At 61.9% G+C, this 22749-nt stretch carries 21 protein-coding genes; 11 read left to right on the forward strand and 10 right to left on the reverse strand.

Annotated features, from left to right (window positions below):
- Positions 1–145: 145 nt before the first annotated feature.
- The 3 genes from GN300_RS29360 to GN300_RS29370 are packed head-to-tail and all read left to right on the forward strand — an operon-like array spanning position 146 to position 2774.
- Positions 146–1060, forward strand: a complete 915-nt coding sequence (locus GN300_RS29360) for an ABC transporter substrate-binding protein (protein ID WP_371683520.1) — start codon at positions 146–148, stop codon at positions 1058–1060.
- Positions 1060–2016: an amino acid ABC transporter permease gene (locus GN300_RS29365; RefSeq protein ID WP_063316075.1), complete on the forward strand. Its 957-nt coding sequence runs from the start codon at positions 1060–1062 to the stop codon at positions 2014–2016. The genes GN300_RS29360 and GN300_RS29365 overlap by 1 nt, the downstream gene beginning before the upstream one ends.
- On the forward strand, positions 2013–2774 hold the full coding sequence (locus GN300_RS29370; RefSeq protein WP_003944053.1) for an amino acid ABC transporter ATP-binding protein: 762 nt from the start codon (positions 2013–2015) through the stop codon (positions 2772–2774). The genes GN300_RS29365 and GN300_RS29370 overlap by 4 nt, the downstream gene beginning before the upstream one ends.
- 3 nt (positions 2775–2777) lie before the next feature.
- On the opposite strand, the gene GN300_RS29375 is transcribed toward GN300_RS29370, so the two are convergent.
- Positions 2778–3623, reverse strand: a complete 846-nt coding sequence (locus tag GN300_RS29375; RefSeq protein ID WP_063316268.1) for a class I SAM-dependent methyltransferase — start codon at positions 3621–3623, stop codon at positions 2778–2780.
- A gap of 337 nt (positions 3624–3960) precedes the next feature.
- Here GN300_RS29375 and rpsA point away from each other — a divergent pair, with 337 nt between their 5' ends.
- A complete protein-coding gene (gene rpsA / locus GN300_RS29380; RefSeq protein ID WP_003944095.1) occupies positions 3961–5448 on the forward strand; it encodes a 30S ribosomal protein S1 in 1488 nt (495 codons plus the stop codon).
- Between the two features lie 179 nt (positions 5449–5627).
- Here rpsA and GN300_RS29385 read toward each other — a convergent pair whose 3' ends face one another.
- Positions 5628–5843: a hypothetical protein gene (locus GN300_RS29385; protein ID WP_003944056.1), complete on the reverse strand. Its 216-nt coding sequence runs from the start codon at positions 5841–5843 to the stop codon at positions 5628–5630.
- A 170-nt stretch (positions 5844–6013) separates the two neighbouring features.
- Between GN300_RS29385 and coaE the strand changes: the two genes are divergently transcribed.
- The gene (gene coaE / locus GN300_RS29390; RefSeq protein WP_063316074.1) at positions 6014–7228 is read left to right on the forward strand and encodes a dephospho-CoA kinase; all 1215 of its coding nucleotides are present in this window, start codon (positions 6014–6016) and stop codon (positions 7226–7228) included.
- A gap of 4 nt (positions 7229–7232) precedes the next feature.
- Here coaE and GN300_RS29395 read toward each other — a convergent pair whose 3' ends face one another.
- The gene (locus GN300_RS29395) at positions 7233–7751 is read right to left on the reverse strand and encodes a DUF402 domain-containing protein (RefSeq protein ID WP_054187412.1); all 519 of its coding nucleotides are present in this window, start codon (positions 7749–7751) and stop codon (positions 7233–7235) included.
- An 86-nt stretch (positions 7752–7837) separates the two neighbouring features.
- On the opposite strand from GN300_RS29395, the gene uvrB reads away from it, so the two are divergent.
- The 3 genes from uvrB (at position 7838) to GN300_RS29410 (ending at position 11562) form a co-directional block, all read left to right on the forward strand.
- Positions 7838–10000: an excinuclease ABC subunit UvrB gene (gene uvrB, locus GN300_RS29400; protein ID WP_007728743.1), complete on the forward strand. Its 2163-nt coding sequence runs from the start codon at positions 7838–7840 to the stop codon at positions 9998–10000.
- A gap of 45 nt (positions 10001–10045) precedes the next feature.
- The gene (locus GN300_RS29405) at positions 10046–10921 is read left to right on the forward strand and encodes a hypothetical protein (RefSeq protein WP_021344388.1); all 876 of its coding nucleotides are present in this window, start codon (positions 10046–10048) and stop codon (positions 10919–10921) included.
- Between the two features lie 188 nt (positions 10922–11109).
- The gene (locus tag GN300_RS29410; RefSeq protein WP_003944055.1) at positions 11110–11562 is read left to right on the forward strand and encodes a universal stress protein; all 453 of its coding nucleotides are present in this window, start codon (positions 11110–11112) and stop codon (positions 11560–11562) included.
- A gap of 1 nt (position 11563) precedes the next feature.
- Here GN300_RS29410 and GN300_RS29415 read toward each other — a convergent pair whose 3' ends face one another.
- The 3 genes from GN300_RS29415 to GN300_RS29425 form a co-directional block, all read right to left on the reverse strand.
- On the reverse strand, positions 11564–12025 hold the full coding sequence (locus GN300_RS29415; protein WP_007728747.1) for a DUF732 domain-containing protein: 462 nt from the start codon (positions 12023–12025) through the stop codon (positions 11564–11566).
- An 83-nt stretch (positions 12026–12108) separates the two neighbouring features.
- Entirely contained in the window at positions 12109–14391 is a 2283-nt protein-coding gene (locus GN300_RS29420) for an ATP-binding domain-containing protein (protein ID WP_007728751.1), read from the reverse strand.
- A gap of 132 nt (positions 14392–14523) precedes the next feature.
- Positions 14524–15456, reverse strand: coding sequence for a DoxX family protein (locus GN300_RS29425; protein WP_003944048.1), 933 nt, complete (start codon positions 15454–15456; stop codon positions 14524–14526).
- A gap of 245 nt (positions 15457–15701) precedes the next feature.
- Between GN300_RS29425 and GN300_RS29430 the strand changes: the two genes are divergently transcribed.
- Positions 15702–16268, forward strand: a complete 567-nt coding sequence (locus tag GN300_RS29430) for a DUF2716 domain-containing protein (RefSeq protein ID WP_233405724.1) — start codon at positions 15702–15704, stop codon at positions 16266–16268.
- Positions 16269–16296: 28 nt separating this feature from the next.
- Here GN300_RS29430 and GN300_RS29435 read toward each other — a convergent pair whose 3' ends face one another.
- Positions 16297–16983, reverse strand: coding sequence for an MBL fold metallo-hydrolase (locus tag GN300_RS29435; protein WP_054187410.1), 687 nt, complete (start codon positions 16981–16983; stop codon positions 16297–16299).
- 174 nt (positions 16984–17157) lie between these two features.
- On the opposite strand from GN300_RS29435, the gene uvrA reads away from it, so the two are divergent.
- A complete protein-coding gene (gene uvrA, locus GN300_RS29440; RefSeq protein ID WP_197487731.1) occupies positions 17158–20118 on the forward strand; it encodes an excinuclease ABC subunit UvrA in 2961 nt (986 codons plus the stop codon).
- 72 nt (positions 20119–20190) lie between these two features.
- Here the strand turns inward: uvrA and GN300_RS29445 are convergent, their stop codons facing one another.
- Positions 20191–20898 (reverse strand): alpha/beta fold hydrolase, encoded by a 708-nt coding sequence (locus GN300_RS29445; protein ID WP_063316072.1) that lies wholly within the window; start codon positions 20896–20898, stop codon positions 20191–20193.
- An 80-nt stretch (positions 20899–20978) separates the two neighbouring features.
- On the opposite strand from GN300_RS29445, the gene GN300_RS29450 reads away from it, so the two are divergent.
- Entirely contained in the window at positions 20979–21689 is a 711-nt protein-coding gene (locus GN300_RS29450) for a YafY family protein (RefSeq protein WP_054827277.1), read from the forward strand.
- Positions 21690–21694: 5 nt separating this feature from the next.
- On the opposite strand, the gene GN300_RS29455 is transcribed toward GN300_RS29450, so the two are convergent.
- Positions 21695–22111 carry a DUF1801 domain-containing protein gene (locus tag GN300_RS29455; RefSeq protein ID WP_003944044.1) on the reverse strand — a complete coding sequence of 139 codons (417 nt, stop codon included), beginning with the start codon at positions 22109–22111 and terminating at the stop codon, positions 21695–21697.
- A gap of 1 nt (position 22112) precedes the next feature.
- On the reverse strand, positions 22113–22481 hold the full coding sequence (locus GN300_RS29460) for a DUF1844 domain-containing protein (RefSeq protein WP_007736262.1): 369 nt from the start codon (positions 22479–22481) through the stop codon (positions 22113–22115).
- Positions 22482–22749: the final 268 nt, after the last annotated feature.

The raw sequence follows: 22749 nt of genomic DNA on the forward strand, positions 1-22749 counted from the left end.
AATCTTGCGAAGTCGGCGACGGTGGAACTCCTGCCGTAACCTACCGTTCGACTGAATTTCGGATGGACGTTGCAAGTGCGGCGATCGACGAGTGGAGAGCAGAGTCGTGGTCGATGAAAACGCACGGGCACCAAGGCCACGTGGCGTGAGTTATGGCTCGAGCAGTGGCGGGCGTATCCGCGCCAACGTGGTGCGAGTCTTGTTGGTGGGCTTGATCGTCGCACTGTGCGGCGGGTGTGTGACCAACAACGAGGGCCTCGTTCCGGAGGGGCCGCCACTTGACATCCAGAAGGTGCCCGAGATCGCCGCCCTGTTGCCCCCGAACGTCAGGGAGTCGGGCAAGCTGCAGGTCGGGGTCAACATTCCTTACGCACCAAACGAATTCAAAGATGAGAATGGCAAAATCGTCGGCTTCGACGTCGACATCATGAACGCAGTGGCGACTGTGCTCGGGGTCGAAGCTGTCTATAACCAGGCCGACTTCGACAAGATCATCCCCGCTATCCAGTCGGGAAGCTACGACCTCGGCATGTCTTCGTTCACCGACTCCAAGGAGCGGGAGAAGTCGGTCGACTTCGTCACGTACTACAGCGCAGGTATCCAGTGGGCTCAGCGGCCGGACAATCCCGTGGACCCGAACAATGCGTGTGGGTTGCGAGTGGCGGTACAGACCACAACTACCGAGGACATCGACGAAGTACCCGCCAAGAGCGAGGCATGCGTTGCTGCGGGCAAGCCGCCCATCGAGAAGATCAAGTACGACAGTCAGGACGATGCGGCCAACGCACTCATCCTGGGTCGAGTCGACGCGTTGTCTGCGGATTCACCGGTGACCGGCTACGCGATCAAACGGAGTAAGGGGCGGATGGAAGCTGCGGGTCAGCCCTTTGATTCCGCGCCGTACGGCTGGCCGATCGTGAAGGGTTCCGCCCTTGGTCCCGCCCTGCAGCAGGCAATGCAGTACCTGATCGACAACGGCGTCTATCAACAGATCGCGCAGACCTGGAGTGTCGAGGCCGGCGTCATCGAAGTATCCAAGATCAACGGCGCGGAAAGCTGATGAACATGACAACAACTGAGACTGGCGATCCGGCGCCGATCAAGGCGATCCCACTGCGCAGACCGGGCCGATGGGTCGCAGCAGTCGTGGTGGTGGTCCTGGTAGGGCTCTTTATCTACGGTTCGGCGACCAATGAACAGTTCGGCTGGGCGACTTACCGCCCGTACCTCTTCGACGCTCGAATTTCGAAGGCCGCCTGGGTCACCATTCAACTGACAATTCTGTCGATGGCAGCCGCGATCGTTCTGGGCATCGTCCTCGCGGTAATGCGGCTGTCGCCGAACCCGGTGCTGAAGTCCGCTGCCTGGGTGTATTTGTGGGTCTTCCGCGGCACGCCCGTTTACGTCCAGCTCGTCTTCTGGGGTCTCTTCCCCTCCATATACAAGAGCATCGATCTCGGCGTTCCGTTCGTCCATCAGTTCGTGCATTTCGACATGCAGGATCTCCAGGCGGCGTTTCTCTTCGCAGTCATCGGACTCGCATTGAACGAGGCGGCGTACATGGCCGAAATCGTCCGTGCAGGTATCGCCTCGGTCAACGAAGGTCAGACCGAAGCGTCAGTGGCTTTGGGAATGACGTGGGGCCAGACGATGCGGCGAACGGTCCTTCCCCAGGCGATGCGGGTGATCATCCCACCGACCGGCAACGAATTGATCAGCTTGCTCAAGACGACTTCGCTGGTGACCGCAGTGCCGTTGAGTACCGAACTCTACGGACGAGCGAGAGACATATCCGGTGCAAATTTCGAGCCGATCCCACTCTTGATGGTCGCGGTTACGTGGTACCTCGCAATGACCAGTGTTCTCATGGTCGGCCAGTACTACGTCGAACGCCACTATTCGAAAGGGTCGACGAGGACGCTCACCACTCGCCAGCTTCAGGCACTCGCCGACGCACAGGGCAAAGAAACGGTAGTGGAGACACTCCCGGATATTCCAGGAGGAGAACGCAGATGACACCGATGGTCAAGGCAGACCGGGTCTGTAAGAACTTCGGCGCGCTCGAGGTTCTCAAAGGGGTCTCACTCGAAATCGATCCCGGCCAAGTTCTGTGCCTCGTCGGGCCGTCCGGGTCGGGCAAGTCGACGTTCTTGCGCTGCATCAATCACCTCGAGCAGGTCAACGCCGGCCGACTGTACGTCGACGGCGACCTGGTGGGCTACTCGGAGAAGAACGGAAAACTGTACGAACTTCACCCGCGAGCAGCGGCCAAACAGCGCCGCGACATCGGGATGGTGTTTCAGCACTTCAATCTGTTCCCACACCGCACCGCTCTCGAGAACATCATCGAAGCGCCGACGCAGGTGAAGCGCGTCAGTAAGAAGAAGGCTGTCGAACGAGCGAAGGACCTCCTCGATCAGGTCGGGTTGAGCGCCAAAGCCAACGCCTACCCGGCCCAGTTGTCGGGTGGTCAGCAGCAAAGAGTTGCCATCGCCCGCGCACTCGCGATGGACCCGAAGCTCATGCTGTTCGACGAGCCGACGTCCGCGCTCGACCCCGAACTGGTCGGTGAAGTTCTCACCGTGATGAAGCAGTTGGCCAAAGAAGGCATGACGATGGTGGTCGTCACCCACGAGATGGGATTCGCCCGCGAGGTCGCCGACCAGTTGGTGTTCATGGACGGGGGAGTTGTGGTCGAGGCAGGCGAGCCGCGGGAACTCCTGGCCAATCCTCAGCACGACCGGACCAAGGCTTTCCTGTCGAAGCTGCTGTAGCCGTCAGGGTTTGACGGCGCTGAAAATTGCAGTGCCCGGAAAGAGTTGGCCGCGCAGGGGACTCCACTGTCCCCATTCGCGGTCCAACCACTCCGGCCATTCGGGCTCGATGATGTCGCGCACCTGAAGTCCGGCGGCGACGATCTCACGAACCCGGTCGCCGATGGTGCGGTGATGCTCGACGTAGGTGGGGACTCCGTTGTCATCGACCTCGACATACGGGGTGCGGTCGAAGTAGGGGAGGGTCGCGGTCAAGCCCTTCGGCCCGGGATCGTCGGGGAAGATCCATCGAATCGGATGGTTGACGGCAAAGACCCACGATCCGCCGGGACGCAGAACCCGGGCGACTTCGTTCATCACTCGCTGCGAATCGGCAACGAACGGGACGGCGCCGAACGCAGAACAAACGATGTCGAAACTCTCGTCGGCAAACGGCAGGAGTTCCGCACTTGCCTGAATCAACGGGACGGCCGGTCCGCCGGCATTCATCGCGTCCTGCCCGCGGGCGAGCATCCCCATCGAGATGTCGAGACCGACGGCCCGAGCACCATGTCCGGCGAGCCATCGGGCACACGGCGCCGAGCCGCAACCCACTTCCAATATGTCTTTGTCGACTATGTCGCCGAGCAAGTGGTGATCGCCCTCGTGCAGCCCTTCGGGGCACCAGACGAATTCACCTTCCGCGCTGTTCACGCCCAGAAACTCGCCGTGGGTTCGGTGGTAATCGTCGGCGTCGGCGTCCCACCACGCACGGCTGGCGCGGTCGCTGGAATTCGAATCGACACGGACTCGGCCGACGCCGCTGGTACCGAGAATGGAATTGGCAGCGGCATGGCGCTCGTCAGACATGAACAACACAGTAGAACGGGTGATGCGGGCGCAGGGTACCCGGGTTTGCCCGGCAAGATAGCCGACGCGTAGTCTTACTCACGCGAGTGTCTGTCATCCGACCGATTGTCTATACGAGATCTTTACCAAGGTCTCGGAATCGGTCGGACCGAGGGAGCTCGCGGTGCGCTTCCGCGGTGTGGAATGTGATCCGGTATTCGGTTGTTCGTTATTGATGCAGCTGGGTACTTCGATCTAGTACTTCACAAAGTACTTCCAACATTTGTACGCCACAGTTGCGCATCTCGTCCGACAAAATCCATCAACCGACCACAACTCGTCCGGAGCAATTCAACATATGCCCTCCACAACCGTCACCTCGCCGCAGGTTGCCATTAACGACATTGGCTCCGCCGAGGACTTCCTCGCCGCCATCGATGCCACGATCAAGTACTTCAACGATGGCGACATCGTCGAAGGAACCATCGTCAAGGTCGACCGCGACGAGGTTCTGCTCGACATCGGTTACAAGACCGAAGGCGTCATCCCTTCTCGTGAGCTCTCCATCAAGCACGACGTCGACCCCAATGAGGTCGTCTCCGTGGGAGATGCGGTCGAGGCTCTCGTCCTCACCAAGGAGGACAAAGAAGGTCGACTGATCCTGTCGAAGAAGCGCGCTCAGTACGAGCGTGCCTGGGGCACCATCGAGGAGCTCAAGGAGAAGGACGAGGCCGTCAAGGGCACCGTCATCGAGGTCGTCAAGGGCGGCCTCATCCTTGACATCGGTCTTCGTGGCTTCCTCCCCGCTTCGCTCGTCGAAATGCGTCGCGTCCGCGACCTCCAGCCGTACGTCGGCAAGGAGATCGAGGCCAAGATCATCGAGCTCGACAAGAACCGCAACAACGTGGTCCTGTCGCGCCGCGCATGGCTCGAGCAGACTCAGTCCGAGGTTCGCAGCGAATTCCTGCACCAGCTCCAGAAGGGCCAGGTCCGCAAGGGCGTCGTGTCCTCCATCGTCAACTTCGGTGCATTCGTGGACCTGGGCGGCGTAGACGGTCTGGTTCACGTTTCCGAGCTGTCTTGGAAGCACATCGATCACCCGTCCGAGGTTGTCGAGGTCGGCACCGAGGTCACCGTCGAGGTTCTCGACGTCGACCTGGACCGCGAGCGCGTCTCCCTGTCGCTCAAGGCAACGCAGGAAGATCCGTGGCGTCAGTTCGCCCGCACGCACGCCATCGGCCAGATCGTGCCCGGCAAGGTCACGAAGCTGGTTCCGTTCGGTGCATTCGTGCGCGTCGAAGAGGGAATCGAAGGCCTCGTTCACATCTCGGAGCTCGCTGAGCGCCACGTCGAGGTTCCGGACCAGGTTGTCGGCGTCGGCGACGATGCACTCGTCAAGGTCATCGACATCGACCTCGAGCGTCGTCGTATCTCGCTGTCGCTGAAGCAGGCCAACGAGGATTACAACGCCGAGTTCGATCCGTCCAAGTACGGCATGGCCGACTCGTACGACGAGCAGGGCAACTACATCTTCCCCGAGGGCTTCGATCCCGAGACCAACGAATGGCTCGAGGGCTTCGACAAGCAGCGTGAAGAGTGGGAGAACCGCTACGCCGAGGCTGAGCGTCGCCACAAGATGCACACCGCTCAGATGGAGAAGACCGCTGCAGACGAGGCCGCTGAGGCTGCCACCGCTGCTGCCGGCTACTCCTCGGAGACGGCTGCTGCAGACGACGCCGAGGCTCCGGCTGCTGCCGGCTCCGCTCCGGCCGAGTCCGCTGGCGGATCGCTTGCCAGCGATGCACAGCTCGCCGCACTTCGCGAGAAGCTGTCGGGCAACGCATAAGGATTGCCGCTTGATCTGATCAGGCGAGATCTGTGAAGAACCCCGCCCCTGCACGTGCAGGGGCGGGGTTCTTTTCTCTGCCAGGTGTCACTTGCGAGCGAAGAATCAATTCAGTGAGTGAACACAAAAATGACCGGCACCGAAGGGTTGCCGGTCATTTTGTACTTCGTGAAGAGAACTCAGTTTGCGGGAGCAGGCACCCAGTAGGTGGCGGTCGCTTCGGCTGTGCGCTTACGCATCGACGCGAAGCTGTGTCGGCCTTGGCTCACGAGCATCGTGAACCACGTACGACGGTGCTCTGCCAGGGCAAAAGCAACTTCGGGAAACTCTATGCAGTGCACGCCGTTCGGCATTCCGAGGCGGTGCTGACCGTGATGGTCGCGATCTGCTCGCATGGCGTCCACTTTCTCGAGAAGGTGCAGGTACAGGTGCGTTCGCTAGAACATAACCGCACGGTCACCGAAATTGTGGTATTTGAGCCTCGAACGCCCCGGCGTGTTCGATCAGTAGGCGTGTCTGAATCTCTCGGGCGCGGAGATGAGAGGGAGATGAGAGACTGTCGAGTGTGTTGAGAGTTGGCCTCACTGGAGGCATCGGAGCCGGTAAGTCGACAGTGTCGAAAATCCTCAGCGAACTGGGAGCCGTCATCGTCGACGCCGACCTGATCGCCCGAGAAGTGGTCGAGCCCGGTACTCCGGGACTTGCCGCTCTGGTCGATGCATTCGGCGACGGGATTCTGTCCGAGGACGGCAGCCTCAACCGACCCGCGCTGGCGTCGTTGGCGTTTGCCGACGACACGTCACGCGGAACTCTCAACGGCATCCTCCACCCACTGATCGGTGCGCGGACGATGGAGCAGATTTCGTCTGCGCCGTCGGATGCAGTGCTCGTTCAAGATATTCCGCTGTTGGTCGAGGGTTCGATGGCGCCGGCATTCAATCTGGTCGTCATCGTCTACGTCGACGAGGAGGAACGAGTTCGACGCTTGGTGGGCTCGCGCGGCATGCCTGAATCCGACGCTCGTGCGCGCATCGCAGCGCAGGCAAATGACGATCAGCGTCGTGCTGTTGCCGACGTGTGGCTCGACAACAGCGGAGAGCCGGGTTCACTCGACGACGTGGTCCGCGACTTGTGGGCGAATCGACTTGTTCCCTTCGAGAAGAACCTCCGCGAGGGCACGGTAGTGCGCGCACTGCCCGAGCTGACTCCAGCCGACCCGTCGTGGCCGGCGCAGGCCGAACGAATCATCGGCCGGTTGTCGTTGGCGTCCGGTGACCGCGCGCGCCGTATCGATCACATCGGATCGACCGCAGTGCCTGGTCTCGATGCCAAGGACGTGATCGACATTCAGATCACTGTCGAGCACCTCGGCGTTGCCGACGACCTCGCGGAAGATCTGGCCGCTGCCGGGTTCCCCCGGATCGAGCACATCGTCGCCGACGACCCGAAACCGTCGTACCTCGGTGGCGAGACCGATCCGGCGGTGTGGGCGAAGCGGATCCACGGGAGTGCCGATCCAGGGCGCCGCGCGAACATTCGCATTCGGGTGGACGGTTGGCCAGGTCAGCAGTTCGCGATCCTCTTCCGCGACTGGCTTCGCGCCGATGCGTCGGCGCGTGCCGAATATGCCGAACTCAAGGTCAAGGCAGCCGAGAGTGCCGCCGGCATCGACGACTACGCCGCTGCGATCGACGCCTACCTGGGTGTCAAGACGCCGTGGTTCGACGCCGCTTTCCACCGGGCATGGGAGTGGGCCGAGAAATCAGGCTGGTCCCTCTAACCACTCAGCGCCACGTGACCGGCATGCCCACCGAGGTGAGCCAGGCGTCGAGATCGTGACCGTGGGCGGCGATGCCGTCGATAGCGCGGGCCGCGTTCAGCATCGCACGCTCTGACGTCTTCGGGTCGAGAATCCCGGCGGTGTTCGCCTCGAGCAATTCGTCGACGTCGAGCAATTCGACGCTGCGTCCGGTCTGCACGATCAGGTCGAGGTAGTGGTCCTCGGACGTCCAGACCTGGTCGCCGCGGATGAAGTCGCCGATGTCGACATAGAAATCCCAGTCTCGGATGTGTTCCGGGGTGAAGTGCAGGATCGACGCCCGAATTCCGAGTTCGGGAATGATCCAGGACTCCAAGTAGTGAAACCGGGGATGGTCGGCGTGGCGCGCCATGTACAACCCCCACGGTTCTTCGCGGTAGTGCTCGACCGGGCGAACGAAGCCCTTGGGATCGACGTTGGTGCGAGCTGCGATGTCGAAGGTTTCGACCTTCGGCCGGTGAATGTGGGGACGTTCCTCGCTCATGGTCGAAGAACCTACCGCCGAACTGCATTTTCGGCTGAACGCGGACGAGCGGGCATTGTGTCGGTAGGTGCGCTTACCCTGGTTTCATGGCGTTTGCTTCCGAACATCCCGTGGTCGCGCATTCCGAGTTTCGGCCGGTTGGTGACATCGAGCGCTCAGACGCGCGCTTCGAGGTCGTCAGCCCGTACGAACCGGCAGGCGATCAGCCGGCAGCTATCGCCGAGCTGGAGAAACGGATCAACGAGGGGGAGAAGGACGTAGTCCTCCTCGGTGCGACCGGTACCGGTAAGTCGGCCACGACTGCGTGGTTGATCGAGAAGCTGCAGCGCCCAGCTCTGGTGATGGCTCCGAACAAGACTTTGGCGGCTCAGCTCGCGAACGAGCTTCGGGAAATGCTACCCAACAACGCGGTCGAGTACTTCGTCTCGTACTACGACTACTACCAACCCGAGGCGTACATCGCCCAGACGGACACCTACATCGAGAAGGATTCGTCCGTCAACGACGATGTCGAGCGGCTGCGCCACTCGGCGACGTCCAGCCTTCTGTCACGACGGGACGTGGTCGTGGTGGCCTCGGTGTCGTGCATCTACGGCCTCGGTACACCGCAGTCGTACCTCGATCGCTCGATTCAGCTGGACGTCGGTGTGGAGGTGCCGCGGGATGCGTTCCTGCGTCTGCTCGTCGACGTTCAGTACAACCGCAACGACATGGCGTTCACGCGAGGTTCGTTCCGCGTGCGCGGCGACACGGTCGAGATCATTCCGTCGTACGAAGAGCTGGCGGTCCGCATCGAATTCTTCGGTGACGAGATCGAGGCACTGTACTACCTCCATCCACTGACTGGTGACATCGTTCGCCAGGTCGACACGGTTCGTATCTTCCCGGCGACGCACTACGTCGCCGGCCCTGAACGCATGGAGCGTGCCGCCAAGGACATCGAGGCGGAACTCGAAGAGCGACTCGCCGAGCTCGAAGGCAAGGGCAAGCTCCTCGAGGCTCAGCGTCTGCGCATGCGTACGCAATACGACCTCGAGATGATCAAACAGGTCGGATTCTGCTCCGGCATCGAGAACTACTCGCGCCACATCGACGGCCGTGGCCCTGGAACTGCCCCCGCAACCTTGATCGACTACTTCCCGGAAGATTTCCTTCTGGTCATCGACGAGTCGCACGTGACGGTTCCTCAGATCGGCGCCATGTACGAGGGCGATATGTCGCGCAAGCGAAACCTGGTCGAGTTCGGATTCCGGCTACCGTCGGCAACAGACAACCGCCCTCTGACTTGGGAAGAATTCAGTCAGCGGATCGGTCAGACCGTCTACTTGTCGGCGACACCAGGTAAGTACGAGTTGGGTCAGTCCGGCGGTGAGTTCGTCGAGCAGGTGATCCGCCCGACCGGATTGATCGATCCCGAGGTCATCGTCAAACCCACCAAGGGACAGATCGACGATCTCGTTCACGAAATCCGCGAGCGAGCGGAACGTGACGAGCGTGTGCTGGTCACGACGTTGACCAAGAAGATGTCGGAAGATCTGACCGATTACCTGCTCGAACTCGGTATTCGCGTCCGCTACCTGCACTCGGATATCGATACGCTCCGGCGAGTCGAGTTGCTCCGTCAGCTCCGCCTGGGGGAGTACGACGTGCTGGTCGGCATCAACCTCCTGCGTGAGGGACTCGACCTTCCCGAGGTGTCGCTGGTCGCGATTCTCGATGCCGACAAAGAAGGTTTCCTACGTAGCTCCACCAGCCTCATTCAGACCATCGGCCGAGCGGCTCGAAATGTATCCGGTCAAGTGCACATGTATGCGGACAAAATCACCGCTTCCATGGCGCAGGCCATCGAGGAAACCGAGCGACGACGCGAGAAGCAGGTCGCCTACAACGAGAAGATGGGCGTCGACCCACAACCTCTACGCAAGAAGATCGCGGACATTCTCGATCAGGTGTACGAGGAGGCAGAGGACACCGCGGCGTCCGTGGACGTCGGTGGTTCGGGTCGCAATGCGACGCGTGGTCGGCGTGCGCAGGGTGAGGCCGGTCGTGCGGTCAGTGCGGGTGTGTACGAGGGGCGCGACACCAAATCGATGCCTCGCGCCGAATTGGCAGATCTGGTCAAGGAACTCACCGATCAGATGATGAACGCTGCCCGCGACCTTCAGTTCGAGTTGGCTGGGCGATTGCGAGACGAAATCTCGGATTTGAAGAAGGAGCTTCGAGGAATGGACGCCGCGGGTCTCAAGTAGGTCGCCTCGCGTGCGTTCGTGCTTTCGACCGCTACGGTTTCAGGTATGGATGCACAGACTGCAGGCAAGACCGCGCGGACTCTCGAACTTCTCCATTCCTTGGCGTACTTCGTCCCGGAGACGGAGAAGGAACTTGTCGGCGTCGGGTTGGAGCCTGGCCGAATGGTGTACTTTGCCGGGCGATCAGCTCCGCTCGGCGCTCCACCCGCGACTGTCGTCACGGCCACCTTCTTCAACTTCAATCCTGAATTGATCGCCAGTGTCATCCCACGTGCCTGGGAATTGGCAAGGCCCACAGAGGTTGTCGCCGCGCGGTATCGGGCAATCGACGCGGCGTACGTCCGCCTGTTCGGTGCAGACGTGACAGGATCGGCGGACATGGCCGAGGCCGCCGAACTCGTGTCGATCGCTGCCCAGAACATTCCTGGAGTGGACGGCCGCCCTCTGTACGCGGGTTGGGCGTCGCTCGACTGGCCGGCCGAGCCGCACCTGCGTTTCTGGCACGCGCTGACACTGCTGCGTGAGTATCGCGGTGACGGCCACATTGCGGCCCTTCAGACCGCGGGATTGAACGGCCTGGACGCGTTGATCACGCACACCGCGACGGGAATCGGGTTTCAGCGCAAATTCGCGCAGACTCGTCGCGGATGGTCGCAGGAACAGTGGGACGAGGCCGTCGAGAGTTTGAAGGACCGCGAACTGCTGCATCGTTCGTCCGGTGCGCTGACCGAGGACGGGCAGGACTTGCGTGACGTCGTCGAAGACCTGACGGACGACCTCGCTTTGGCTCCGTGGGATGCGCTGGGTGAGGAGGGTGCCAAGCGGTTGCTGGAATTGGCGACGCCGTGGCGTACCGCCCTGGTCGAGCAGGAAGTATTTCCGGCGGCGCTGTTCGGGCCCCGCTTTGGCAAACTTCGCTGAGTGGTCACCACCGAACAAATGTGTCTGTGACGAAGAATCACATTCACTGTGGGCTTGTGGCGTGTACTGCAAATAACACTATCCGCGGCACAATCCCGCTAATGTCAGCGCAGCGGTTGTCGAGCGGGCGCAACAGCGTTGCGCCCGGTGCCGGCCGTACCGTCCGTCCCGTAACCATGGAGGAATGAATGAGTGCCTACCGGACCGTTGTCGTAGGAACCGATGGCTCCGAGTCGTCACTGAAGGCAGTCGACAGAGCTGCCGCCATTGCCAGTGGCTCGGACGCTCAGCTCGTCATCGCGTGTGCGTACTACCCGGCTGATCCCAAGGACGTGAGCGCTGCCGCTGATGCGTTGGGTAACGAGGCCTACCAGGTCACCGGTTCCGCTCCGACCTACGAGATCCTTCGCACCGCTCGTGAGCGCGCACATGCCCAGGGGGCAAAGGATGTTGTCGAGCGCGCCGTCGTCGGCGCTCCCGTCGAATCGCTTCTCGCTTTGCTCGACGAGGTGAAGGGCGACTTGCTGGTCGTCGGAAATCGCGGATTGAACACGTTGACCGGGCGTCTACTCGGATCGGTGCCTTCCGATGCCGCTCGCAAGGCGACGTCCGATGTCCTGATCGTGCACACCGTTCGCTGAACTACCGGCAGTAGTCGGCCTCGGCCGCATCGACGAACACTTCAGCCAGCTGATCGGCGCTGGGGGGTGTTGTCGATGCGGCCGAGCCGTTTCCGGAGGTGACCATTGGTTCGCTTGCTCCGTTCAGCGATACCGCCCGCAGATTCGCGATGATCATCGCTCGATCCGTTCCGGCCGCGAGCTGCTGGCAGACGCCGTCACCGAGCGCCTGCAACATGTCGTCGGAAAAGGCGGGCGTGACCCCGGTAGACGCAAGCGCCGCCCGCAGCCGATCTGCCTCGTCTACCGGTTTTTCTGTCGGTGCGGCAGCAACAGCAGCGATGTCGTCGCTGCCGGCAGCAGCCGTCGAACTCGAATCATCCTCTGAGCAACCGGCTGTCACCGCCGCAAGCATCCCGACGCCGATCACCACGCGAGCGATCTTGCGGATGGGTGCGGCGGAACTTGCGGGCAGGCCAAGCACGAGGGGTCATTCCTTCAGTCGTCGACAGAAATTGGAGTGACACCACCATTCGTGGTGTCACGCACGAACCTACTCCGTGATGCTCACGAATCGAAGGCCAACTCTGCTGCTTCGACGCCGTCGAGAACCGAGGGGAGCGACTCGACGTGAATGATGCCGAGCCTCTGGGTAGCGCGGGTCAATGCGACGTAGAGGTCGTTCATTCCGCGTGGTGACTCGTCGAGAATGTCGGCAGGTTCGACGATCAACACTGTGTCGAACTCGAGTCCCTTGACGTCCTTGACGGACAGGACGCTTACGGTGTCACTCGCAATGCCCGCCAGATCGGCAACGACCTCGGAACCGGCGATCACTGCGGTGATACCGGGATGCGACTCGGACTCGATGCAACGGCGCACGGTCGATTCCAATTCTTCGGCCGTGGTCTTGAGTGCCCACGGCGCGAATCCGCTGTCGCGTACCGACCGGGGCACGGATTGCTCCGGGTCGATCTCTTCGAGTACACGGTGCGCGACATCCATGATCTCCGAAGGAGTTCGGTAGTTGACGGTCAGTTCGGTGAGCTTCCAGCGCTTGGCGACGTAAGGCTCGAGAATCTTCTGCCAGGACGAGGTTCCAGCCGGATCCCCGGTCTGGGCTGTATCGCCGACCAACGTCATCCAGCGATTCGGTATGCGCCGCATCAGCATTCGCCACGCCATTTCGGAGAGCTCTTGGGCTTCGTCGACGATCACGTGACCGTAGGTCCAGGTTCGGTCGCCGGCAGCGCGTTCTGCCGTGGTCTGGCGCTGGCCCTGATCGTGGCGTTGGGCGAGTTGGCTGGCGTCGATCAAGTCGTACGCCATCAAGATCTCGGGATCCATCTCGTCTTCGAGATCCTGTGGTGCAGACCCGGTGAGGATGTCGAGGGCGCCCTGGGCGTCGGCGATCTGCGCGCGCCATTCACGTTGTGCGCGTTCGCGTTCGGCGGCGTCGTCGACGCCGAGAATCTCGGCCAGTTCGTCGAGCAGGGGAGCATCGGCCGCACTGAAACCCGGTCCGACGCTCTGCAGAAGCTCGTCGCGTTGGGCGTCGTCGAGTTGCGGCGCTGCCTTGGCCAACCTCGCCGGCGACGTCCACAGTTCCGCGAGGATTTGCTGCGGCGACAATTCGGGCCACAGCTTTCCGATGGCGGACATGATGTCAGGGTCCTCACGCATCTCGTCGCGAATGTCGGCGATGTCGTCCCGACTGAGGAGTGACCCACCGTCGACGAGGTTTCCGCCGATGAGTTCGGCCATCTGCAGTGCCAACGCCTCGATGACTGCTGCCACGAAGATCGGGCGCGCCAGGTTGTGTGGGCGACGCGACGACCGAGCGCGCCCGCGCGCCTTCGTGACAGTCTTGCGATCCAGTTTCAAGTCGTACGTGTCGAATCGAAGGGTTATCGGCTTCGACGGAACTTCCTGCCGATCCCGGACGGCGTTCTTGAGTACGTCGAGGATCGCGAGGGAACCCTTGATCTCACCGGCGGCGAGGGAATCCGTACGAGTCGCACGCACTCCGGGATACAGGTCCCCGATCGTCGAGAGCAGAACTCCGGTCTCGCCGAGTGAAGGAAGCACCTGGCTGATGTAGTCGAGGAACGTCGCGTTCGGCCCGATGATGAGAACACCGGCCTTGGCCAGTTGCTGACGGTAGGTGTAGAGCAAGAAGGCGGCACGGTGAAGGGCGACTGCGGTTTTACCGGTACCCGGACCGCCCTGGACGACCAAAACGCTCTTGTGCTCGGAGCGGATGATGGCATCCTGCTCACTCTGAATGGTCTCGACGATGTCGTTCATCTGACCCGTACGCGCTGCGTTCAGAGCGTCCAGGAGTGCGCTCTCACCGGCGACGCCACCGGCTTCGGTCACCACGCCGGCGGCTCGGGCAGCGTCGAGGTCCAGGTATTCGTCGTTGATTCCGGTGACTGTTCGGCTCCGACTGCGGATATGGCGTCGTCGCTTGACGCCCTCAGGTGCCGCGGGCGTCGCCAGATAGAACGGGCGTGCCATCGGAGCTCGCCAGTCGAGCAGTAGCGTTTCGTAGTCGTTGTCGGTGTCCAGAATTCCGAGTCGGCCGACGTAGCGTCGCTCGTCGTCGAAGTCGATGCGTCCGAAACACATTCCGTTCTCGGCTGCGTCGTACTTGGCGAGATCTTCGGTGTACATGGCGTTGAAGGATTCGCGTTCGCTGCGTGCTTGCGGGGTTCCGCCGGTCTCGAGGAGGACCGTGCTCAAGCGAGTTTGGGCATACTTTCGAAGATCGTCGAGACGGGAGTACAACATCGTCACGTACTGCTGCTCGAGCTCTTGCTCGTTCAGTGACGGGTCCGCGTCGGGCAAAGGATCTCCTAGGCTTGATGAGAAATTCACACGCTGCAAAAGCGCCAAGACAGTCTAGTTCCCCCAGATGAACTGCCGCATAGATACAGGTCAGGCCACCCGAAGGTGGCCTGACCGTGTCTTTCGGTGCACTCAGTGCGTCAATTCGTCCTTCTTGGCGCGAGCCTTTTCGAGCGCCTTCTCTGCGCGCTTGCGAGCACGCTTACCCAGCACCTCGGTCTGCTCCGACGCCGTTTCGGCCCACTCGTTGCTCTTCTCGAGGGCGAGTTCGGCGAACTCCGAGCTGCGCTTGCTCGCCAGCTCTGCCAGTTCGGCGCTGCGCTCGCGTGCGGTCTCGGCCAGTTCGGAGCCGCGCTTCTGCGCGACTTCGAGGATGTCCGGGCCGCGTTCCTTGGCGACCTCTCCGAATTCCGCGGCTCGCTTGCTCGCGATCTCCGCGAACTCGGAGCTGCGCTCCTTCGCAAGTTCGAGCCAATCCGTGCCGTGTGCCTTCGCGGTTTCGGCAAGCTCGGAACCGCGTTCGGACGCCACCGACAGAGCATGCTCGACGCGATCGCTCGTGTGATCGGTCTGCGATGCGACCAATGGAAGTGCTGCGGCGATAGACGCCTGGGCTTTCTTCGCGGCGCGACGGCCGCGCCAGCCGAGCGACGGCTTGCCCTCGGTGTCGACGGAGGCGATCATCAGTCCGCCGAGCAAGCTGACGTTCTTGATGAAGTTTGTGCGCTGCATCGCTCGCAGTGACGGATCGGTTTCGTTCCAGAAGTCGTGACCGGCAAGCGTGGTCGGTACCAGGCTCCCCGCGAGCACCAACGACGCGAGCCGCGGCGCCTTGCCGGTGGCCAGCAGGGCACCGCCGCCGATCTGGACGGCGGCGTTGATCTTGACGAGTGTTTCCGGATCAGCAGGCACCTTCTGCGTCACTGCTCCTGGCAGCGTCTCGACGGATTTGTCGATCAGCGGTGACGCTTTGGCTGCTCGCTGAGCAGGGTTGCGCAAAGCATCGATTCCCCCGGCGATGAAGATCGTGGAAAGCAGTGGACGAGCAATTCGACGTACCAGCATGTTTCAAGCCTCCCGATGTAGGTTCGTTTTCCACCCTAGCGATCTCACAAGGAATTGGTCCGGTTCGGCGATCCCGGCACGCCTGACCCGGTCGCCGGATTCCTGGTCGCCGAAGCGCGCTGTACTGCGACGATGACTTCTCCACTGATCCGGACACACCGTTCTGAAGTATCCGTTACCGCGTATCCGCATACGGCGTGTTCGAAGGTGTCACAGTATGCGCACCGTTCGAGCACGATGGTGTTGTGACCACCAAGATGACTCAGAACCTCGGCTCAACCCTTCCCACCGGCTGGGGACAGCTGTCGGACGAGGAGAACGAGAGAAACTGGGCGATCTTTCGTGACCGCTTTGGGTTCACGCCCGGCATCGACGCACGATCTTGGCCCGCCATCGCCGAGCCCATCCCGTCCGTGGTCTTCGATTTGGGTGCGGCGCCAGCTGCGACTCCAGGGGCGTGGGCCGCTCGCGTGGATGCGATCAACGCCGAAGCGTTGCGCTGTTTTGTCACCGATTGGAACGACGATCCCAACTTCGTCGTTCTGGATTGGCAGCATCCGGGCTACACCTTCGACGCGGAGGCACACGCTGCTGCGAAGGAGCTTGCGGAGTGGCGTGTCCCGGTCTATCCGAACGGTGACTACTACATATTCAGTCGGGACGACTTCACGGAAGGGACCTTCGGCCATCCGTGGGAACGCACGCTGTGTGTGTTCGGGGAACGGATGGTCGAAGGACTGGGCCGGACTCTGTCGACCTGGCTTCCGCGACTTCGAGTCAACGGTGAACAGGTCGACAGCCAAGTCGGTTAGCGGGGTCCAGTACGGAACAGGTGAAACGTCACCAACCGCGTTCGCGCCACTCCGCCAGGTGCGGGCGCTCGGCGCCGAGCGTCGTGTCCTTGCCATGCCCGGGGTAGACGACGGTCGCGTCGTCGTACCTTCCGAACAGCTTGTTTTCCACGTCGTCGAGCAGAGAAGTGAACTTCTCGGGGTCGGCGGTCTTGCCTACTCCGCCGGGGAAGAGTGAGTCGCCGGTGAAGAGGTGAACCTGTCCGCTCGGTTCGGTGAGAGCCAGCGCGATGGAGCCGGGCGTGTGGCCGGACAGGTGAATGACGTCGAGGCTCAAGTTGCCAACGGTCACCTTGTCGCCGTCTTCGAGGAGTACGTCCGGGGTGACGGGAAGGACCTCTGCGTCGAGGGGGTGCGCGGCGGTCGGCACCTTGGTTGCGGCGTGAACGTCTTCGAGGGCCAACCAGTGATCGCCGTGCTGGTGGGTGGTGACGATGGAATCGAAAACAGGTGCTTCCTGTTCGATGAGCGCGATGATCTTCTCGGCTTCGTTGGCCGCATCGATCAGGAGAGATTTCCCGGTCGTGGAACAGGCGACGAGGTAAGTGTTGTTGTCCATGGGGCCGACCGACATCTTCGTGATGACGGCGCCTTCGACTGTGCGCCGCTGAGGGGCAGAATCGGGGGAGACCTGACCGGTGTAGGAGTCGTCGATCACGATGGGCTGATTCGTCATGAAACGCAGGCTACCTTCGAATAGGGGCAGGTAGAGCGATGGGCTCGCCTGGTGAGAAAAACGTGTCGGTGGCTCGGCCTACGATGACGATCGCTCGAGGACTCGCGTTTGCGAGGCCACTCGAGACTTCTCCGGGGGGACGGCCCCGGACGATTGACAATGAAGGGAATTGGTGTGGCGGATCGCCTGATCGTGCGGGGTGCGCGTGAGCACAATCTGCGAGGAGTCGATCTCGACCTCCCGCGAGACAGCCTGATCGTCTTCACCGGGTTGTCCGGCTCCGGCAAGTCCAGCCTCGCGTTCGACACGATCTTCGCCGAAGGTCAGCGCCGCTACGTCGAGTCGCTCTCGGCATACGCGCGTCAGTTCCTCGGTCAGATGGACAAGCCGGATGTGGACTTCATCGAGGGATTGTCTCCTGCGGTGTCGATCGACCAGAAGTCGACCAACCGCAACCCCCGTTCGACGGTGGGCACCATTACCGAGGTCTACGACTACCTCCGCCTTCTCTATGCCCGCGCGGGTTCGGCGCACTGCCCGGTGTGTGGTGAGAAGATCGCACGTCAGACGCCCCAGCAGATCGTCGACCAGGTGCTCGAGATGGAGGAGGGCATCAAGTTCCAGGTCCTCGCACCAGTGGTCCGTACTCGTAAGGGCGAGTTCGTCGATCTCTTCGATCAGCTCAACACCCAGGGCTACTCGCGAGTGCGCGTCGACGGTGTCGTCCATTCGCTGGCCGATCCGCCGAAGCTCAAGAAGCAGGAAAAGCACGACATCGAAGTAGTGGTCGACCGATTGCAGGTCAAGGCGAGTTCGAAGCAGCGCCTGACCGACTCGGTCGAGACCGCACTTCGCTTGGCTGAAGGCATCGTGGTCCTCGACTTCGTCGACCGTGAAGAAAATGCACCTGATCGTGAGCGTCGTTTCTCCGAGAAGTTGGCCTGCCCGAATGGCCACGCACTCGCGATCGACGATCTCGAACCGCGCTCGTTCTCCTTCAACTCGCCCTACGGCGCCTGCCCGGAATGCACCGGCCTCGGTATCCGCAAGGAGGTCGACCCGGATCTGGTGGTTCCCGATCCCGACCTGAGTCTCGAAGACGGAGCAATCGCGCCGTGGTCGATGGGCCAGAGTTCGGAGTACTTCGGACGTTTGCTGTCCGGCCTCGGCGACATTCTCGGATTCGACATGAAGACGCCGTGGAACAAGTTGCCGGCGAAGGCCCGTAAAGCAATCCTCGAAGGCAGCGAGGAGCAGGTTCACGTCCGTTACAAGAACCGGTACGGCCGTACCCGTTCTTACTACGCGGAGTTCGAAGGTGTGATGCCGTTCCTGCATCGCCGGCTCGAGCAGACCGAATCGGATCAGATGAAGGAACGGTACGACGGGTACATGCGCGACACCCCGTGCCCGGCGTGTGGTGGTGCTCGGCTGCGCCCGGAAATCCTGTCGGTAACTATCGCGGCTGGGGACTTCGGCAGTAAGTCCATCGCCGAGGTCTGTGAACTGTCGATCTCCGATTGCGCGGACTTCTTGAACAGCCTCACTCTCGGCTCGCGCGAAGAGGCGATTGCGGGTCAGGTCCTCAAGGAAGTTCAGGCACGACTCGGGTTCCTGCTCGACGTCGGCTTGGAATACCTTTCCCTCTCGCGTGCCGCTGGCACGTTGTCCGGTGGCGAGGCCCAGCGAATCCGCTTGGCAACGCAGATCGGTTCCGGACTCGTCGGCGTGCTGTACGTACTCGACGAGCCGTCCATCGGCCTGCATCAGCGTGACAATCGACGACTGATCGAAACCCTGACGCGCTTGCGCGACCTCGGCAACACGCTGATCGTCGTCGAGCACGACGAAGACACTATCCGCACGTCCGACTGGGTAGTCGACATCGGACCGTACGCCGGCGAGCACGGTGGCAAGGTCGTCCACAGCGGGCCATACGAAGAACTGCTGACGTGTGAAGAATCTCTGACCGGCGCCTACCTGTCAGGTCGTAGCTTCATCGAGGTTCCGGCCATTCGTCGACCGGTGGACCGCAAACGCCAGGTCACGGTCGTCGGAGCTCGCGAGCACAATCTCGACGGCATCGACGTGAGTTTCCCGCTGGGTGTTCTCACCGCTGTCACTGGCGTCTCCGGTTCGGGCAAGTCGACGTTGGTCAACGACATTCTCGCGACCGTCATGGCGAACAAACTCAACGGTGCACGCCAGGTACCTGGGCGTCACACACGAATCAACGGTCTCGATCAGCTGGACAAGCTCGTGCAGGTCGATCAGTCTCCGATCGGCCGGACTCCGCGATCGAACGCGGCGACGTACACCGGCGTGTTCGACAAGATCCGAACCCTGTTCGCGGCCACGACGGAAGCGAAAGTCCGCGGTTACCAGCCCGGCCGATTCTCGTTCAACGTCAAGGGTGGACGCTGCGAGGCGTGCTCCGGCGACGGAACCTTGAAGATCGAGATGAACTTCCTGCCGGACGTGTACGTGCCCTGCGAGGTATGCCACGGCGCTCGGTACAACCGCGAAACGCTCGAGGTCCACTACAAGGGCAAGTCGATCGCCGAGGTACTCGACATGCCTATCGAGGAAGCAGCCGAGTTCTTCCAGCCGGTCACCTCAATTCACCGGTACCTCAAGACGCTGGTCGACGTCGGCCTGGGCTATGTCCGACTGGGTCAGCCGGCTCCGACTCTGTCCGGTGGTGAAGCGCAGCGCGTCAAGCTCGCCGCCGAATTGCAGAAGCGGTCCACCGGTCGCACGGTGTACATCCTCGACGAGCCCACCACGGGTCTGCATTTCGAGGACATCCGAAAGCTTCTGATCGTGATCAACGGTCTGGTCGACAAGGGCAACAGCGTGATCGTGATCGAGCACAACCTCGACGTGATCAAGACGTCGGACTGGGTCGTCGACATGGGGCCCGAAGGTGGATCCGGCGGCGGAACCGTTGTGGCGCAAGGTACCCCGGAGGACGTTGCCGCGGTCCCCGAGAGCTACACGGGCAAGTTCCTCAATGAGGTTCTCACCGCACAGCACGCGCCCGTCAAGGCCAAGCCGATCACCAAGAAGCGTGCAACGAAGGCAGTTGCCGCAAAGAAGGCGGCGCCACGGAAGAAAGCTGCTTCCGTGAGCTAGTAGAAGGTGAGCAAGTAGAAGTCGGTCAGTGATGCCGGGTCGGAATCCGATCCGGCATCACTGCTTTGTCGATCAGGAATCGGCGGCCTCGAGGATCACCTGGGCGACGTCTTCGGGGCGCGACCACATCGGCCAATGGCCGGTCGGGAGGTCGACGTACGTCACGGGGAGTTTCGCCAGTTCGGCGGCCATCGGATGACCTCCGTCGGCCATCTGGGCAATCACCGCGGACGGGAACGTGCTGCAAACGACGGTTGACGGCACCTGGTAGCGCTTTTCGTTCGTCAGGACAATCGGCTCACGCGCCGGCCCGGCCGGTTCGGGGACGGCGTTGGCGCGAAACGCCTCGAGTGCCTTCTCGTCGAGTCCTTCGAGGCTGCTGCCGTCTGCTTCAAGTTCTGCCCACGTCGGCAGCGGTATCTCGACGACGTCAGCGGCCAGATCCGGTCGCAGCGCTGCGCCGTCGGGCATGGGGCCCGAGTCGACGTAGACGATCCGAGCGACGCGATCCGGGATGCGATCGGTGACGGCGTACCCCACCGGGCCGGCGCCGCTGTGTACGACCAAGACCGTGCGCTCGTCGGAGTCCGATACGGCGTCGACGACTGCACGGACGTGAGCGTCGAAGGTGACCGCTGATCGATCTGTGTCTACTGCGTCGAGCCCGGGCAGTGTCAGGCTGGTCACGCGGGTGTCGGAACGTTCGAGGTGTGGGAGTACTGCATCCCAAGCCCATGAACCGAGCCAGAATCCGGGAACAAGAACGATGTGAGTTTTCATGGACTCACAGTGCACCCGGGTTGGTGACAACAGAGTGTCACCAATTATGTCACCGTTTGGTATCGGAATCTGAGACACTGGTGAACGTGAATCGAGCTGCGAGATTGCATGCTCTCGTCGAGGAACTTCGGCGACAGGGCGATCGAGGGACTACGTGCTCCCGATTGTCCGAGGAATTCGGTGTCACCACCCGGACGATCAAGAGGGATATCGAGACGCTGATGATGTCGGGTGCGGCGATCGAAGCGCGCTCAGGCCCCGGGGGTGGTTACCGACTCGTAGGTCGCGCTACGCTACCGCCGGTGAATTTCACTGTTCCGCAAGCAGTTTCGATCGCGTTGGCCTTGACGGCGATGGGTGATGCTCCGTTTGCGCCGGATGGGCGAGCAGCGCTGGCGAAACTGCTCGATGTGATGGACGAGGAGAGTCGTCGCAAGGTCGCGGAGCTCGGTGGCCGCGTGTGGATTCGCGGTGACGGCGGGGCTCTGACGGATTCGCGCGCGAACCGGCAGGCCGTCGAGCAGGGTCTCGAGCAGAGTCGCGTCGTGTCGTTGCACTACGTGGATGGGGACGGTGCGGAGACGGTGCGGGCAGTTGAGCCGCACATTCTGGCGCAGGACCGTGGTCAGTGGTTTCTCATCGGCTGGTGTCGCGAGCGCGACGCCGTGCGGTGGTTTCGACTCGATCGAATGCGTCGGGCCACGCTGACGAACGATCACTTCACACCACGCGATTCGACCGTCTTCGGGCAACCGCCCGAAGACGCTCGGCCTGTTTCTCCCCGTAGGTGAGTGACTCAGTCGATCATGTTGCGGGCTGCGGCAACGGAATCCGTGATCAGTTCGGTCAGGGCCGTCATATCGACGTCGCTCAGCCGTTTGACGTACAGGCAGCCCTTGCCGATTTTGTGCTTGCCGAGGCGAGCGAGCGTGTCGGTGTAGTCGTCGAAGTTCAGCGACAAGTACAACGTGAGCGCGGTGGCCCTGGGGGAGAATCCGATCAGTGGGGTGTCACCTTCGTGGCCACTCGCATATCGGTAGTGCCGTGCCCCGAATCCGATGATGCTCGAGCCCCACATGACAGCAGGCTCGCCGGTTGCGGCCGACAGCAGGGAGATCAGCTCCACGGCGTCGGCGCGTTTGCGGTCGTCGACGCGTGAAATGAATGCGTCGACGTCCTCGGGCGTGGGTTGAGTCTTGTTGGCGGTTGCCAACTCAGTAGACCGGACCGGTGAACTTCTCGCCCGGTCCCTTTCCTGGCTCGTCCGGGTGCGAGGACGCCTCACGGAAGGCGCGCTGCAGGGCTTGGAGGCCTTCACGGATGGGTCCGGCATGAGGGCCGAGGTATTCGACCGACGCAGTCACGAGTCCGGCAAGTGCCGTGATGACGCGACGCGCTTCGTCGAGGTCCAGGTAGGGGCTGGAAGACGGATCGGCGTCGGAGAGGCCGAGTTTTTCGGCAGCCGAACTCATCAGCATCACTGCAGCGCGGCTGATGACCTCGACCGCGGGAACTTCGGAGAGTTCGCGGACGTCGGGGTTCGCGCCGTCGGTGTTCTGTTCTGCCTCGAAGTTCTCACTCATGGATGTAAGGATTCCATCAGGCCGTGACGGTGTTGAATCGGGCCTCTCCCGGCAGCACTGGGAGCGGCACCGATTTCTTTCATCTGTGGCGACCTGTTACTCTTGTTGCAACGACCGCCTCCGACTTGTTCGGGGGCAGCAAGTGGAGTCCGACTCCCACCTCTGCACGGCAGGTGAAACTGCAGTTCAGTGGTTCCGGTCACCTGTTATCGGAGATCATTCTTCGTCAGGTTCCTCGCTCAGTCGAGGAGATAGGTTTCGGCGTGAG

The organism is Rhodococcus sp. Ni2, from assembly GCF_021352185.1.
GTDB classification, from domain to species: Bacteria; Actinomycetota; Actinomycetes; order Mycobacteriales; family Mycobacteriaceae; genus Rhodococcus_F; species Rhodococcus_F qingshengii.

Bases quoted from the DNA above. Each gene is read 5' to 3' on its own strand.
- GN300_RS29365 (WP_063316075.1), top strand. From the start codon at position 1,060: ATGAACATGACAACAACTGAGACTGGCGATCCGGCGCCGATCAAGGCG.
- GN300_RS29370 (WP_003944053.1), top strand. From the start codon at position 2,013: ATGACACCGATGGTCAAGGCAGACCGGGTCTGTAAGAACTTCGGCGCG.
- GN300_RS29375 (WP_063316268.1), bottom strand. From the start codon at position 3,623: ATGTCTGACGAGCGCCATGCCGCTGCCAATTCCATTCTCGGTACCAGC.
- rpsA (WP_003944095.1), top strand. From the start codon at position 3,961: ATGCCCTCCACAACCGTCACCTCGCCGCAGGTTGCCATTAACGACATT.
- GN300_RS29385 (WP_003944056.1), bottom strand. From the start codon at position 5,843: ATGCGAGCAGATCGCGACCATCACGGTCAGCACCGCCTCGGAATGCCG.
- GN300_RS29395 (WP_054187412.1), bottom strand. From the start codon at position 7,751: ATGAGCGAGGAACGTCCCCACATTCACCGGCCGAAGGTCGAAACCTTC.
- uvrB (WP_007728743.1), top strand. From the start codon at position 7,838: ATGGCGTTTGCTTCCGAACATCCCGTGGTCGCGCATTCCGAGTTTCGG.
- GN300_RS29405 (WP_021344388.1), top strand. From the start codon at position 10,046: ATGGATGCACAGACTGCAGGCAAGACCGCGCGGACTCTCGAACTTCTC.
- GN300_RS29410 (WP_003944055.1), top strand. From the start codon at position 11,110: ATGAGTGCCTACCGGACCGTTGTCGTAGGAACCGATGGCTCCGAGTCG.
- GN300_RS29425 (WP_003944048.1), bottom strand. From the start codon at position 15,456: ATGCTGGTACGTCGAATTGCTCGTCCACTGCTTTCCACGATCTTCATC.
- GN300_RS29435 (WP_054187410.1), bottom strand. From the start codon at position 16,983: ATGACGAATCAGCCCATCGTGATCGACGACTCCTACACCGGTCAGGTC.
- GN300_RS29445 (WP_063316072.1), bottom strand. From the start codon at position 20,898: ATGAAAACTCACATCGTTCTTGTTCCCGGATTCTGGCTCGGTTCATGG.
- GN300_RS29460 (WP_007736262.1), bottom strand. From the start codon at position 22,481: ATGAGTGAGAACTTCGAGGCAGAACAGAACACCGACGGCGCGAACCCC.